Raw genomic sequence first — 13,832 nt, 5'->3', positions numbered from 1 at the left:
TTATTTATTCGGTAATAGTTTTTCAAGGGTTATAATAATATGTTCAACGTTAGAGTTTTCTAATATTTCAATTAACGGAAACTCTACATTATGTCTTTCTCGTAATAACGCTATAAATTGTATTGCCAATAAAGAATGTCCACCTTTTTCAAAAAAATCATCTTCTAAACTAACTTGTTCAACGTTAAGCAACTCCATAAACAAATCTTCTACAATTTTCTTAGAAACCACAAACTGGTTTTTATCATCAAGTTTTTTTAATTTATTTTCTAACATTTTTCTATCAACCTTTCCACTTTTACTAGTAGGTATTTTATCAATTTTAATCATTAGTTCAGGAATCATATATTGGGGAAGTAAACTTGCTAGACTTTTTCTGACTGATTCAATTTTTACATTTTCTCCTTCTAAAAACGCAACTAAACTGTTATAAGTGTAATTCTCATTAAATCTGGTAATAACAGATGCATTAGCAACTTCGCTAATTTTTAATAATGCATTTTCAACTTCACCTAACTCTATTCTATAACCTCTTATTTTAACTTGATCATCTTCTCTTCCCAAGAATACAAGATTTTGATTTTGATCATATCTTGCCCTATCACCAGTTTTATACATAACTCCACCATTACCACTTATATCTGGAAGGAATTTAACACTAGTTAACTTGGGATTTCTAACGTATCCTCTACCCACACCAGCTCCCCCAATAAAGATTTCACCAATTTCACCAAAAGCTACTTTGTTTAAATCTTTATCGAGTAAATAAATATTTGTGTTTTTGATAGGATTACCTATGGGAATAATACTTTCTGATACTTCTCTATCATTTCTAAAAGAAAATACAGTAGAACCAATTGTTGTTTCAGTAGGACCGTATTCATTAACAAAGGTTAAAGTTTCATTCCTTGTAACCCATTTATCAATATGAGATTTTGTTAATAGTTCTCCACCAGCAATTATTAAGTTTGGGATTGTCATATTTAAAAAACTATCCTTACTCAATAAATCGCTAATAGCTATTAAATGTGTTGGGGTTACTTTAATGAAACTGTGATGTTCTTCAGTATTTGATATTAGTTTATTAATATCATTACTTCGAGATAGTATCTTTACAGATCCCCCAGAAATAACGGGTAGTAACATACTTGTTAGACTCAAATCAAAAGAGACTGGGGAATGTAATAGAACTTTTCTGTTCTTTTTTACATTGTAGTAATCTTTTGCCCACAACAAATAGTTAACAATATTTCTATGTTCAATTATTACACCTTTGGGTTTCCCCGTTGAACCAGATGTGTATATTATATAGCAACTATTTTTTGGACTAATTGACACGTTACAGTCCTCTTTTGGCATATTACTCATATTCTTCTTCACAGAATTTATATGTATTGTTCTAGTGTGCGGAATGTCTAAATTTTGATCTGTGATAACATATTTTGCACCAGAATCCTTAACAATATCGTTTATTTTCCCTAAAGAAGAACTTGAATCTTGAGGAATGAATGAACACCCTGCTTTAATAGTCGCTAAAATTGAAATAATTAAAAATGGGCCATTATTCAGATAAATAACAATAGGAGTCTCCATATTAATACTCAGACTAAGTAAATAATGCGCCATCTGATTTGATAATTGATCAATGGACCTGTAAGAAAACTTTTCTTTCTCATACTCTATAGCTAAACTAGATGAGTTTTCTCTAACACTTTTTTTGAAGAGATCAATAAGAGTTAAATTTTCATGTGTAAAACAATAATCTTCTAAGAGCGAACTTCTTTCATTACGTTCTACAATTTGTAGATTCATCACTTTACCTCATTTATATTTTTGATACTATAGGGTTCAGCCATACTTACTAATATTCTACGTTCGCCTTTAAAAGGACTTCGGGCATGTGCAGTAAGCATATTATCTAATAGTAGAACATCGCCTTTTTTCCATTTAAAAGTAACTGTTTCTGCTGCATAAGCGTTTCTTATCTCTTCTAGTACTTCATTTTCTATTTTTTCACCTGTTCCATAGTAAGTATTATTAGGAAAATCTTCTTCTTTCATCTGCATTAATAGTGTATCTTGAACTAACTTAGGTAAAGTCGTGTAGTGAAAAAATACTGCATGATTAAACCATATAGGTTCCTTAGTATAGGGGTGAAAGACTACAGCGGGCCCTACTCTTTTAGTTTGCAATTTGTTTTCTTTCCACTCATACTCATAACCTGCATTTTTACAATATTCTTCTACTATTTCTTTATTATCAGTTTGAAAGACTGATTTCCAAGATAATCCTAACCTTTCGGTTAGATTTCTTACATACATAACACCTTTTTCTTCAAACTTTTCGCGTGTAGTCCTACTAATTCTGTTATACACATTTCTTGTATTAGCAATTGGGGTTTCTCCCCCTACTTTTGGTTCAACGTCACAAAAAAAACAAATTTTTAGTGGCCATACATTTGCATAAGAGTTCTCGTTATGCAAATAAATATACTGGTCTGCTGGGTATTCAGTAGAAGTATAAACTTTACTATTATTTACCTGTTGTCTAGGCGAAGATCTTTCTTTATATTCAATTAATTCCGGGAACATTGCTGTTAAAAAATCGTTAAAATTCTCTGCGGAGTTTACCTTGAAGTTTCTAAATAATATACCTCCATACTTATGAATAGTTTCTTCTATAAAGCTTTTATTTTCCAAACCATATTCGATTAAATTTTGTTGAGGGTCAATTGACTCTATTACTAATGGTAATTCACTATTTTCTTTTAAGAAAAATGTTTTTATTTCTTTATCTAATATTTCCATCACTTTTCCTCCTTCAACAACTTATTAATAGTAGGGTATGGGTGCGTTGTTTACTAATCCCCCCACTTGCTCTCTAACGTTATTAACTAATGATGATTCAACAAAATATTCTTTATCGTTAATCTTTCTTGTTGAGCGTAATATTTTATCTATTAATTCAAAACAATCCTTCATATCTTCTTGTTTTAGCCCTCTTTGTGCTAATGAATTTGTACCAATCCTTATCCCACTAGTTATAAATGGATTGTTATAATCATTCGGTATTAGATTTTTATTCACAATAATTCCACAATCCTCAAGAACCTTCTGTGCTAATAAACCATTTAAACCGATAGAAGTAACATCTAAGATAACCATATGATTATCTGTTCCTTCGGTTAAAACTTTATAACCGTTGGATAAAAACAAATCTGCTAATTTTTTAGAATTCCCTAAAATATTCGAAGCGATTTCTGCAAACTCTTCAGTTTGTACATAGTAAAATGCATTTGCTTTAGCTAAAATTGAATTAAGGTTTGGTGTTCCTTGAAATCCTGGGAAAGTGGCTTTATTAACTAAAGTTTTAAAATTATTAGTTGAGTCAATACTATAATCTTTACCCATAAGTATAAGACCACCTCGCGGACCACATAACTGTTTATAAGTGCTCGTGGTAGTGAAATGAGCATAGTCAATAGGACTCTCATGTAGTCCAGTTGCTACTAACCCTGAAATATGAGATATATCTGCTAGCAGAAAAGATCCTATGCTGTCTGCTATTTCACGGAATCGTTTAAAATCTATTCTTCTAGGGTAGCTGCTAGCCCCGCATATAATTAATTTAGGCTTATGTTTTTTTGCCATATATTCTGCATGGTCATAATCTATGTAGCCATGTGAATCTAATCCATAATGTACAAAAGAAAAGAAATTACTAGTAATTGATGCTTTAGCTCCATGGCTCAAGTGACCACCCGAATTAATATCCAAACTAAGAACAGTGTCACCAGGAGATAATAAATTAAATAATATAATCTGATTTGCAGACGACCCAGAATGAGGCTGAACATTAGCATAACTTGCCTTAAATAAAGACTTAGCTCGATCAATAGCTAATTCTTCTACTTTGTCAGCAACTAAACACCCCGCATGATACCTTTTCCCAGGGTAACCTTCTGTAGTTAAACTAGATAAAGTACTTGCTTCGCACGCTAGAACTGAAGGCGGAACTATGCTTGATGATGCTACCATTGATAATGTATATTTCTGTCGCTCATACTCTTGACATGTATATTTATAAACCTCATTATCAAATTCTTTTAATAAGTCAAGGCTTGATGAGAAAAAATCGTCGTAATCAGCATTAACGTTCATTGTTTTTTTATCAAGTACTAACAATTTTTTCACCTTCTATACTTTCTTTTTGTTTTTCGAGTACATCCTCAATGCTATTTAGTTTAAATACAGGGGAGAATAGAACGAATAAAAACGGTAATAAACCTCCAAATCCTCCTATTATAATTGCGTTTTTTATACCTACTGTCTCTCCAAGGAACCCCCCTGCTAAGTAACCAAGAGGAACCGTTCCCCAAACAAGTGTCCTCATTGAAGCGTTCATTCTTCCTAATAAATGAGATGGAGTATAGGACTGTCTAAAGCTAACTTGACTAATGTTATAAATTGGGTTTGCCATCCCCCAAAAGAATTGTGAAGCTAGTAAAAACAGTATACTTAGAATAGAATTATCATCTGTTAAAGGAATTAGTAGTAGCGACGAATTTCCGAATAGAATAGAGAAAGTTATTGTTTTTCCTAATCCCAACATTTTGACAATGTGATTTGCCAGAAGGGCCCCTACAAAAGCACCCACACTTGCTATTCCAAAAATTAAGCCTATTGTGGTAGCGCTGAAATTTAAATTTACAGATAAATATATTATAAAAACTGTAAAAAGAATCCTTCCGAAAAAATTACTGATACCTGTACACATCGCTATAGGTCGAAGAAAATTACTCTTAAAGACAAAACTTAATCCTTCCCCTATTTCATTCCAAATGTTTTTCTTCTCACTAGTACTTACAACTTTTTCTTCCTTGATCTTTATTGCTTTTAAAAAGATTGCAGATACAAGAAATGATAGAGCATCAAACAATATTGCAAATGGCGCTGTTAAAAAGTCAACTAATAATCCACCTATGCTTGGTCCAGCTACCTGTGATATAGAGCCAGATGCTTGCAATTTTGAATTTCCCTCCGATATTTTATCTTTACCAACTAAGGTAGGTAGATAGGACTGATATGCTATATCGAAAAATAAGGAAAAGACCCCCGTAAAAAAACCTACTAAATACAACTGTTCCATTGATAGGAAATCAAACCAAACACCAGCGGGTATCGATATCAAAAGTAAAGCTCTGCATATATCCGCTATAATCATTAATGGTCTTCTTTTTAATCTATCTACCATTACTCCAGCAAATAACCCGAAAAATAGATAAGGGGCAAACTGCATAGCACCTAACACTCCTAATTCGCCTGGAGATGCCTTTAAAATGTTTATCGCTAACAATGGAAGAGCAATAATTGTTATCTGACCGCCTACGAGAGATAGCGTTTCACCCGCCCAAAACTTCAAAAAATTTGAGTCATTCCATAAACCTTTTAACTTCACTTAAATCAACCTTTCAAAGTAGGAACAAATATTTTAGTTATTTACTAATTGTTTTTTTACTTTTCTAAATGTGGAAATTATATCTGAGATTGTAAGATTATTATCACTTAGCACAATGTCCATCAAATTTTTATAATCACTCATTAAATTTTCAATAGATTTTTGGTGGTATAATTCTTTATTAAACTCCCACTCAAATAAAATCTTTTGTTTGTCATTTAGAGGTATTCCCGTAATATTGATGTCAAATTTGGCCGAAGCATTATGATGGTATACAATTTCTCCTTCTACCTCATAAAGGTCTAAATTAGGCATTAATGCATCGTGAAAAGCAAAGTTTACTTGAAATATAGGGTTTCTGCTTAAATCCCTTTTTAACTTAAGTTCTCTTACCAGTAATTCGAATGGCATATTTTTATTTTCTTGCGCATTTAGTAATACTTTTTTTGTAATGTTTACTAACTCTTTAAAGGTGTTGTTATAAGAAAATTTTGTTCTTAAAACGATAGGATTGACTAGCATTCCAATAAGCTCTTCGGTTTGATCAAAATGTCTATTGGCTACGCTTGAACCAACGACAATATCATTTGATTCAGTTCTTTCACTCATTAAGATGTTAAAAATACTTAATAAAACTATATAGAGAGAGCTCTTTTCTTCTTTAGCAATTTTTTTCACATGTTCAACATTCTCATCCTCAACAATCATATAGAAGGCATCACCAGAAAATGACTGAATTCTTGGACGTTTATAATCAGTCGGAATTTCAGTACAGGGTGCATCTTTTAAATTGCCTTTCCAAAATTGAAGTTCTGAATTCAAATTATCTAATTTGATGTTTTCACGCTGCCATATACAGTAATCAGAAAATTGAATTTCTAGTTCTTTTAATCCGATAGGTTCATTTTTTGCCAGGCTATTATATATTTCTTTCAACTCATACATTAATCTAGTTAAAGACCATCCGTCATGAACAAAATGATGTTCTGTTTGAGTTAATATGTGACTATGATCATTCAATTTAATAAGCTTCCAGCGGATAAGAGGTAACTTTTGAGCATTATATTTATAGGAAAACTGCTCATTCATAATATTTTGAATCTCAGCTGTTTGTTTTACCGAATCCATATCAGCTAAATCCACAACAGATATATGGGCTTTAAACGGTTTGTGTACGTTCTGAACAGGTCTTCCGTTTTTTAAAGTAAATGTAGTTCTAAAGATTTCGTGTCTTTCAATAATCTTAGTAAACGCTCCTTCTAGATACCTAATATTAAGATTGCCATTAAAATTAATACTTAGCTGTGTATTATACGCTAAATTATCCTCGTTAAGAGCGTTTAAAAAAAGAACCATTTCTTGTGAATATGTTAATGGTATATCAAGTCTTTCTTTGTTTTTAACCGGCTTTAGAATCTGAAATTTTGATTGTTTAGTAGTATTGTTTTCCTTACTGTTTATTAGATTCAACAAATCAATGGTCTTATTTATATTGAATATTTCTGCTAATGTAATATCAGTAACACCAAATACATTTTTAATTCTTGACATAATTTGAATAGATTTTAAGGAGTTCAATCCCAAATCGTACAAATTTGTATTTGGATGTATAGATTCAACTTTAAATACGTTAACTAGTAAGGTATTTAACTTATCCAATTTCTCATTATTATAGCTCTTATTGACAACAAGATAAGACAAATTAAGTTTCGATAATTGTTTCATATCAGTTTTACCATTAGTATTTAAGGGTATTTCGTTAATTAGATGGTATCTAGAAGGAATCATATACTTAGGCAATTTACTATTTAAATAAGATCTAATTTTTTCTGTTCTCAAGTCTTTATCTCTACTAACAATGTATGCAACAAGCAACTTACTACCATCGCTTTCAAAAGTTCCTACAATAGCTTGTTTAATATCTTGCATTGTCTGTAATGTAATTTCAATGTCACTGATGTCAATTCTATGACCATCAATCTTAATTTGGTTATCTGTTCTACCAATATAATCTAATAAACCTTGAGAATTTATCTTCCCTAAATCGCCAGTATTATAAATTCTTTCACCAACGGTTTGATCAAAAGGATTTGGTAAAAATCTTTCAGCTGTATAAGAAGGTTTATTCAGATAACCTCTAGAAAGTTGAGGTCCTCCTACATAAATAGTTCCTATTTCTTCTGCTTTTACCTGATTTAGATTTTCATCTAATAAATATATTTTATTTTCTCCAATAGAACTCCCTAATGGAATTTCATCTAAAGTATCTGTCAAACGACCAAGTTCGTAAGCTGTCACTTCAACTGTTGTTTCCGTGGGTCCATATGTATTTAATAACTTAATCGCAGCGCTTGTATTTTCCTTCCAATTTCTATACTTATCTAGCTGCATTTTTTCCCCACCAAGGATAATTAAACGAACAGAAGGAGGTAAATTTTTGTGTTTCGTATAGTTTAAATAATCAACAAATTCGTGCCAGTACGCGGTAGGTAAATCAATAATATTTATATTGAATTCGTAGCAACAGTCAATTAAATCATCGAAACCTAAAGTTTCTTTTCCAGAAAATATTAACTTAGAACCAGATAAGAGAGATGGATATATTTCATCAACACTTCCGTCAAACCCTATAGGAAAGAACTGTAACATACGATCCTCTGAGCTAAGGTTATATTGATTCTTTACACCCCTTACAAAGGCTAATAAGGATTGGTGAGTAATCATTACTCCCTTTGGTTTACCCGTAGTGCCTGATGTGTAAATGATATACATTAATGATTTACTAGAGATACTAATATTTAAATTATGTGATGGATAATGTGCCAACTGTTTTTCGATATCTTCAATCATTAAACTGCCTTGTAGATTAGTTAAACTTGCACTGCGATCAGTAATTACTAAGTCGGCGGAAGAATCATTTAAGATATATTCAACTCTATTAAGAGGATATGCTTTATCAATAGGCAAATAACTTGCACCTGTTTTTAATATCCCTAATATGATTGGAATTATATTAATTGTTCTAGGCAAGTAAATAGCAACTATCTTTTTGTTCTCTATTCCTCTTTGTTGTAATAAATGTGCAATCCTATTAGCCTTTTTATTCAACTCATCATATGTATAAGATATATTTGGGGATATTAGTGCATACTCATTATGATTTTCATTAACAATTTCTTCAAATAAACCACAAAAATTATCGCTAGTTCGCATAAGGCACCTCATAAATTAGAAATTTTATTAAAAATACTCTAGCTTATCAGCTTTTAAGAATGTCTTAAGGTTTATTAATGCTTGTTCCATTTCATCTGAAGTACCTTCATTCTCTAACCAGAACCCTAAGACATTTAGCACATTATTTCCTCTGTCAAATTTAAGATCAGCTCGGCCTCTAATACCTCCTCTACTTAAGAGAGGTAAAACAAAATACCCGTATTCTCTATTTTCAACTTTTTTGTAAAATTCAACTTTATAATTAAAGTTGAATAAATTGTGTACTCTCTTTCTGTCCCATATCAAATTATCTAGTGGTGATATTAATACAGGATGCAGCATATTAGTTGATATATTCTCATTTGAGTACTTATCAAATAATTCCTTAGCTAAATAATATTTCGTTTTTTTATTTTCTATGTAGACTTCCTCTATTTTCTTTTCTTCCAGTAATTCTTCGAAAGCCTCTTTCCATGGTTCAGACCATTTGTAACACCTAAAATAATCTGCAGTCTCTCTTTGAGTTGCGATACCAAGCCTATTTATGCCTAACCACATAAGCTCTTTAACCGAGTCTCTTATTCCTATGTCTGTCTTATTTTTATGCCACGTTATGTATTTTTCTGATAAGCAGTAAATCCTGTTAAAATTTTTATCTCGATTACTTACTGTAATGATACCTTGATCAAATAAGTCTTCTAACACCCTTTTAGCTGGTTTGAAATTCCACCATCCTTGACCTGACCTTTTAACCTCCTTAAAATCCGAACTGCTTACAAACTCTTTTTCCTTTATCAGATCCATAACGACCTTATAATATTCAGAGTACTCTTCTCTTACTTGCTTATTGACTGTGGTAGCACTTCGTCCATGTTGTTGTAAGAGTCTTATTCGATGTAAGAATAATTTATAATAAGACATAGGCATCCAAGAGGCAGAATGGCCCCAGTATTCAAATGCGTTTTGATCATATACAGTTTTATAAAGTTTGTCAGTATCATAATTACCAAACCTAGAATATATAACTAATTCTTGATTCCTTGCTAAAACATTAATTGAATCTAACTGTATAGTTCCTAAAAAATTCAAGACATCAATTGGTTCTGAAAATTCATTGTAGAACCCTTGAGCATATAAAATTAGGTTTCTTGCTTCATTGATGGTTATATTCATTAACAAAACACCTTTTTTCCAAAACTATATTTTGTGAAATAATTCCCTTTCCTATCTCTGTTAAAAAGTCTTCCAAGCAAGAAAAAAATAAAATTCTTAATTAATATTATTTTTTTAATATTTACAAAAAAGGAAAACCTTGTCTAAATAATAACTAAATTGCACTATTTTGTCACTAAAAAATGGTATAAAAGGTATTTAGACCTATTTATTCCATAAAGTAATGATTATGTTTATCAGTACCGCACCACAAAAATGATATACAGATAATTTTATATACCTCTGTTAAGTCGTAAGACGCTAAATGCAAACATGAACTAGTTTTGCCGCCGGCTAAGAGGGCAAGCCAAAATCATTCACGTATAAAAGGAAAGACTGATGATTTACTCCTTTTCCTAACTTCGATTGATGAACTAACATGGGTAAATTGTGCATTTATGCTTTTACCTACAGTTATGGGTATGCCATTGAGGGTGTACTCCACATTCAAAAGAAAAGCATGGCATTTAGTTGGACAACCCTAAGGGGATTTATATAAAATTGTCCATACTGGAGATGCTTACTTTCGCTGGCTTGAACAACTCAATGAGGATGGCCAACTGGACATTGATAAGTCCAGTAATTTAAGTATAGCCAAGATAGTCTATTTTCCTCTGGAGAATTCGATAAAATCCAAAAAGGATTCGGAACGAAACATTCCGAACCCTCAGAGAGACTAACTATATAAAGTCAAGAGTAAATAGAACAAGTTAACCGTTATGTAGGCATGACAAAAAAGCCTTATAATGGCTAGACTAACCTAAATAAATGAGACACTATAAAACACCTTCGAATGGTACACTTAAACAAAGTACTAACTCGGAGGTGTTTTGCGTGGACAAAAACATATATTCAAGTGAGGTTAAATGGGCAGTTGTTAAAGATAAGATGAGTGGTCAGTTTACGAATCAAGAAATCATGCAGAAATATGGAATTAAAAATGTTTCTCAAATCAAAACGTGGATGAAATGGTATCGGGAAAATCAAGTTCATCGATTCGATCAACCTATAGGAAAACAGTATTCATACGGGCATGGTCCAGATAATTCAAGTGATGAAGATAAAAAAGAACGTCAAATGAATCACTTAAAGCAGGAAAATGAAATCTTAAAAAAGTATTTGGAAATCGAAAAGGAGTTGAAAAGGAAATTGTCCTCCAATTAGTACAGACATTACGAAAAAAATATACTGTATCAGCTATTTTATCTGCTTTACATGTTCCAAGATCTACGTATTATCGCTGGGCATCTTCGCAACCAATGGAGTTATCTAAGGAGGAGGAAACAATTATTTCCCTCTGCAAAGAAACAAAGTACCGATATGGACACCGGAAGATCAAAGAGCTGTTAAAGCGTAATTATCAAATTAAATTAAACCGTAATACTGTTCGTATGAGTAAAATGTTTGTGGGAGAATAAATATCCTTTTTGTCTAGTTGGGGGACGAGTCCCCCAACTAGACAAAAAGGCCACCAAGCGAAAGCGCGGTAGCTGGAAAAAATTAAGTATTAAAAAAGAGAGCTTCCTTTTGTAAAGTAGAGTTTGACTAGAAAACTACGAAAAGGAGAGGCTCTCATGAATCAATGTAACATAAAAATGCCATCATTAAAAGAATTGGAAAAAACTTTATTTCGAACACTACAAATGACGTTTCAAGAAATCCTTATTCAAACGTTAGAAAATTGGGATCAAGAGATTGCCAAGCAACGAGACAAAAGAAGATTTGCTTTACGTGATAAACGAGAAATACGAGTAGATACAGCGTTTGGAGCTGTGGAGCTGAAGCGTAATTATTATTTTGATCGTGTGACTTAGGTTTGGTCACAGTGACGACCCGAAATTTGTCGAAGATTGATAGAGAGTTAGATTGTGTGAACTCGTTGCACAGCGACGTTCAGAAAAATCTTGTTTCACATGAATGTTTCACGGGATGTTATATGTGTGTGATGGTTATAGAAATTTGTTAATGGATTGTTGCAGAAGAATAGAGCAAATCTTATTTAACCCTTATTTTACTAATAGGGTATAGTTGCACAGAGACGTCTTGAAATCAAATTCGTAAATTCATTTATAAAAATTTTAAAATGAACTTACGAATTTTAGTTAATTAAAATATTGATTCAAAAAAACTGATAATTCATTGACTATAATCCTATTGATATATTAGTATAAAGATACAATAAAAAACTAACGGGAAGTCCCCGAGAATCCTATGGAAGTTTGTACATTTGCTTGTACAAACTCGATAGCATTTTCAGGGACTTTTTTGTTTTTTTTTGTGAAAAAAAGGAGGAGTCTCTATGAAGAAGTTAGTAAGCGCAAAAGCAAATTGGCTAAAAAAGGAGTTGGCTTATTTTGGATCGACTGCAGTAATCTGTCTGTATCTGGTGATTCCAAGTAATGTTTATGCAGAAGAAGCATGGAAGAAGGCGGGGTTTGATAAAAGGCCTTTGGACGAGGATTTTATGAGAAATCTATTTTTTGTAGTAGCATTCTTAGCAATAATCGCAATTATTTATATTACTATTTTCATTATTTTACGCAATCGCAGTAAACATTAAATTGGGATTAACAGATGTCAATTTGACAATTCTTGGTCACAGTGCACCGAATTGTTGGTTTGCCTGATGCTTCTGTTAAAGAGTCATGAAACAGGTGCCAGGCCATAGCCATCAAGTTAAGCATATCATTACTAATCTAGATAAAAAAGTCTATCCTTTCTATTAGACTGACCTAGCAATATGGGACAGTTATAAAACACCTTCTTAGGCTGCCATATTACCAAACTCTATTGGTGTGTAGTAGCCTAATTTTTCTTGAATACGCTCTTCGTTATAATACCTCATAAATTGATCGACACGTTCTGTAACTTCTTTTAAAGACAAAGAATGAAATTTAACATACTGAAATTCTTCTGATTTTAGGTTTGAGTGAAAGGACTCAATGACTGCATTGCCCCAACAATTTCCCCTGCGTGACATACTACTGACTAAATTCTTCTCTTTGATCCGATTTTGATACGCATAGGTTTGAGAGGCGTAAACACTTCCTTGATCTGAGTGGATGATTACTCCTTCAGGGTTTCCTCGTTTTGCTAGTGCTTCATTCAAGGTATCCATTACTAAAGAAGTTTGTTGATGGGGATAAAGCCTATAGGCAACGATTTGAATGTTAAACAAATCCATGATGGTAGATAAATATAAAGTATCTGGACCATATTGAATATAGGTAATATCCGTTACCCATTTTTCGTTAGGATTGCTTGCATAAAATTCTCGCTGTAATAAGTTTGGTGCAACAATGACAGATTCCCCTTGTGATTTCCACTTTCTCTTTTGCTTTACTCTACACTGAAGATGGTATTTTTGCATAATGCGTTGAACAGTATTGCGATTTAATTTAATCTGATAGTTACGCTTTAACAGCTCCTTGATCTTCCGGTGACCATATCGGTACTTTGTTTCTTTACATAGGAAAATAATGGTTTCCTCTTGTTTAGACAACTTGGCAGATTGCGAAGATGCCCAGCGATAATAAGTAGATCTTGGTACATGTAAAGCGGATAAAATAGCTGATATAGTATACTTTTTTCGTAATGTCTTTACTAGTCGGAGGACAATTTCTTTTTCAGCTCCTTTTCGATCTCCAAATACTTTTTTAAGATTTCATTCTCCTGCTTTAAATGATTCATTTGGCGTTCCTTTTTCTCTTCATCACTTGAACCATCTGGTCCATACCCATATGAGTATTGCTTTCCTATTGGTTGATCGAATCGATGAACTTGATTTTCCCGATACCATTTCATCCACGTTTTGATTTGAGAAACATTTTTAATCCCATGTTTCTGCATGATTTCTTGATTCGTAAACTGACCGCTCATCTTATCTCTAACAACTGCCCACTTAACCTCATTTGAATATACGTTTTTGCCCATGCAAAACACCTCCGAAT

General features: G+C 32.3%; 11 protein-coding genes. 4 read left to right on the top strand and 7 right to left on the bottom strand.

The window, feature by feature from the left end:
• The 6 genes from NST60_RS14255 to NST60_RS14230 are packed head-to-tail and all read right to left on the bottom strand — an operon-like array spanning position 1 to position 9,843.
• Positions 1 to 1,812, bottom strand: a complete 1,812-nt coding sequence (locus tag NST60_RS14255) for a non-ribosomal peptide synthetase (protein ID WP_341099103.1) — start codon at positions 1,810 to 1,812, stop codon at positions 1 to 3.
• Positions 1,812 to 2,807: a TauD/TfdA family dioxygenase gene (locus NST60_RS14250; protein WP_341099102.1), complete on the bottom strand. Its 996-nt coding sequence runs from the start codon at positions 2,805 to 2,807 to the stop codon at positions 1,812 to 1,814. The genes NST60_RS14255 and NST60_RS14250 overlap by 1 nt, the downstream gene beginning before the upstream one ends.
• A 24-nt stretch (positions 2,808 to 2,831) precedes the next feature.
• Positions 2,832 to 4,193, bottom strand: coding sequence for a serine hydroxymethyltransferase (gene glyA / locus NST60_RS14245; RefSeq protein WP_341099100.1), 1,362 nt, complete (start codon positions 4,191 to 4,193; stop codon positions 2,832 to 2,834).
• Entirely contained in the window at positions 4,171 to 5,457 is a 1,287-nt protein-coding gene (locus tag NST60_RS14240; RefSeq protein WP_341099099.1) for an MFS transporter, read from the bottom strand. Before NST60_RS14240 ends, glyA begins: the two co-directional genes overlap by 23 nt.
• Before the next feature lie 33 nt (positions 5,458 to 5,490).
• Entirely contained in the window at positions 5,491 to 8,670 is a 3,180-nt protein-coding gene (locus NST60_RS14235) for an amino acid adenylation domain-containing protein (protein WP_341099097.1), read from the bottom strand.
• 27 nt (positions 8,671 to 8,697) lie between these two features.
• Complete coding sequence (locus NST60_RS14230) at positions 8,698 to 9,843, bottom strand: DNA glycosylase AlkZ-like family protein (RefSeq protein WP_341099095.1); 1,146 nt, start codon at positions 9,841 to 9,843, stop codon at positions 8,698 to 8,700.
• An 873-nt stretch (positions 9,844 to 10,716) separates the two neighbouring features.
• Between NST60_RS14230 and NST60_RS14225 the strand changes: the two genes are divergently transcribed.
• The 4 genes from NST60_RS14225 to NST60_RS14215 all read left to right on the top strand — a co-directional run bounded on the left by NST60_RS14225 (position 10,717) and on the right by NST60_RS14215 (position 12,442).
• The gene (locus NST60_RS14225; protein WP_341099093.1) at positions 10,717 to 11,046 is read left to right on the top strand and encodes a helix-turn-helix domain-containing protein; all 330 of its coding nucleotides are present in this window, start codon (positions 10,717 to 10,719) and stop codon (positions 11,044 to 11,046) included.
• A 95-nt stretch (positions 11,047 to 11,141) separates the two neighbouring features.
• On the top strand, positions 11,142 to 11,300 hold the full coding sequence (locus NST60_RS26815) for a transposase (RefSeq protein ID WP_445304399.1): 159 nt from the start codon (positions 11,142 to 11,144) through the stop codon (positions 11,298 to 11,300).
• 156 nt (positions 11,301 to 11,456) lie between these two features.
• Positions 11,457 to 11,696: a UPF0236 family transposase-like protein gene (locus NST60_RS14220; RefSeq protein ID WP_341099091.1), complete on the top strand. Its 240-nt coding sequence runs from the start codon at positions 11,457 to 11,459 to the stop codon at positions 11,694 to 11,696.
• 485 nt (positions 11,697 to 12,181) lie between these two features.
• The gene (locus tag NST60_RS14215) at positions 12,182 to 12,442 is read left to right on the top strand and encodes a hypothetical protein (protein WP_016205452.1); all 261 of its coding nucleotides are present in this window, start codon (positions 12,182 to 12,184) and stop codon (positions 12,440 to 12,442) included.
• Between the two features lie 204 nt (positions 12,443 to 12,646).
• Here NST60_RS14215 and NST60_RS14210 read toward each other — a convergent pair.
• A protein-coding gene (locus NST60_RS14210; protein WP_341099089.1) for an IS3 family transposase occupies positions 12,647 to 13,815 on the bottom strand; the annotation gives its coding sequence in 2 pieces (ribosomal slippage) (positions 12,647 to 13,539 and positions 13,539 to 13,815; 1,170 coding nt in all).
• Between the last annotated feature and the right edge of the window lie 17 nt (positions 13,816 to 13,832).

It is taken from the genome of Niallia sp. FSL W8-1348, from assembly GCF_038006745.1.
In the GTDB taxonomy this organism is placed as follows: Bacteria; Bacillota; Bacilli; order Bacillales; family Cytobacillaceae; genus Niallia; species Niallia alba.
This window is presented reverse-complemented; position numbering and strand designations above follow the sequence as displayed.

Excerpts from the sequence above, each read along its gene's own strand:
- NST60_RS14255 (WP_341099103.1), bottom strand. The coding sequence starts at position 1,812 with ATGAATCTACAAATTGTAGAACGTAATGAAAGAAGTTCGCTCTTAGAA.
- NST60_RS14250 (WP_341099102.1), bottom strand. The coding sequence starts at position 2,807 with ATGGAAATATTAGATAAAGAAATAAAAACATTTTTCTTAAAAGAAAAT.
- NST60_RS14235 (WP_341099097.1), bottom strand. The coding sequence starts at position 8,670 with ATGCGAACTAGCGATAATTTTTGTGGTTTATTTGAAGAAATTGTTAAT.
- NST60_RS14230 (WP_341099095.1), bottom strand. The coding sequence starts at position 9,843 with ATGAATATAACCATCAATGAAGCAAGAAACCTAATTTTATATGCTCAA.
- NST60_RS26815 (WP_445304399.1), top strand. The coding sequence starts at position 11,142 with ATGGAGTTATCTAAGGAGGAGGAAACAATTATTTCCCTCTGCAAAGAA.
- NST60_RS14220 (WP_341099091.1), top strand. The coding sequence starts at position 11,457 with ATGAATCAATGTAACATAAAAATGCCATCATTAAAAGAATTGGAAAAA.
- NST60_RS14215 (WP_016205452.1), top strand. The coding sequence starts at position 12,182 with ATGAAGAAGTTAGTAAGCGCAAAAGCAAATTGGCTAAAAAAGGAGTTG.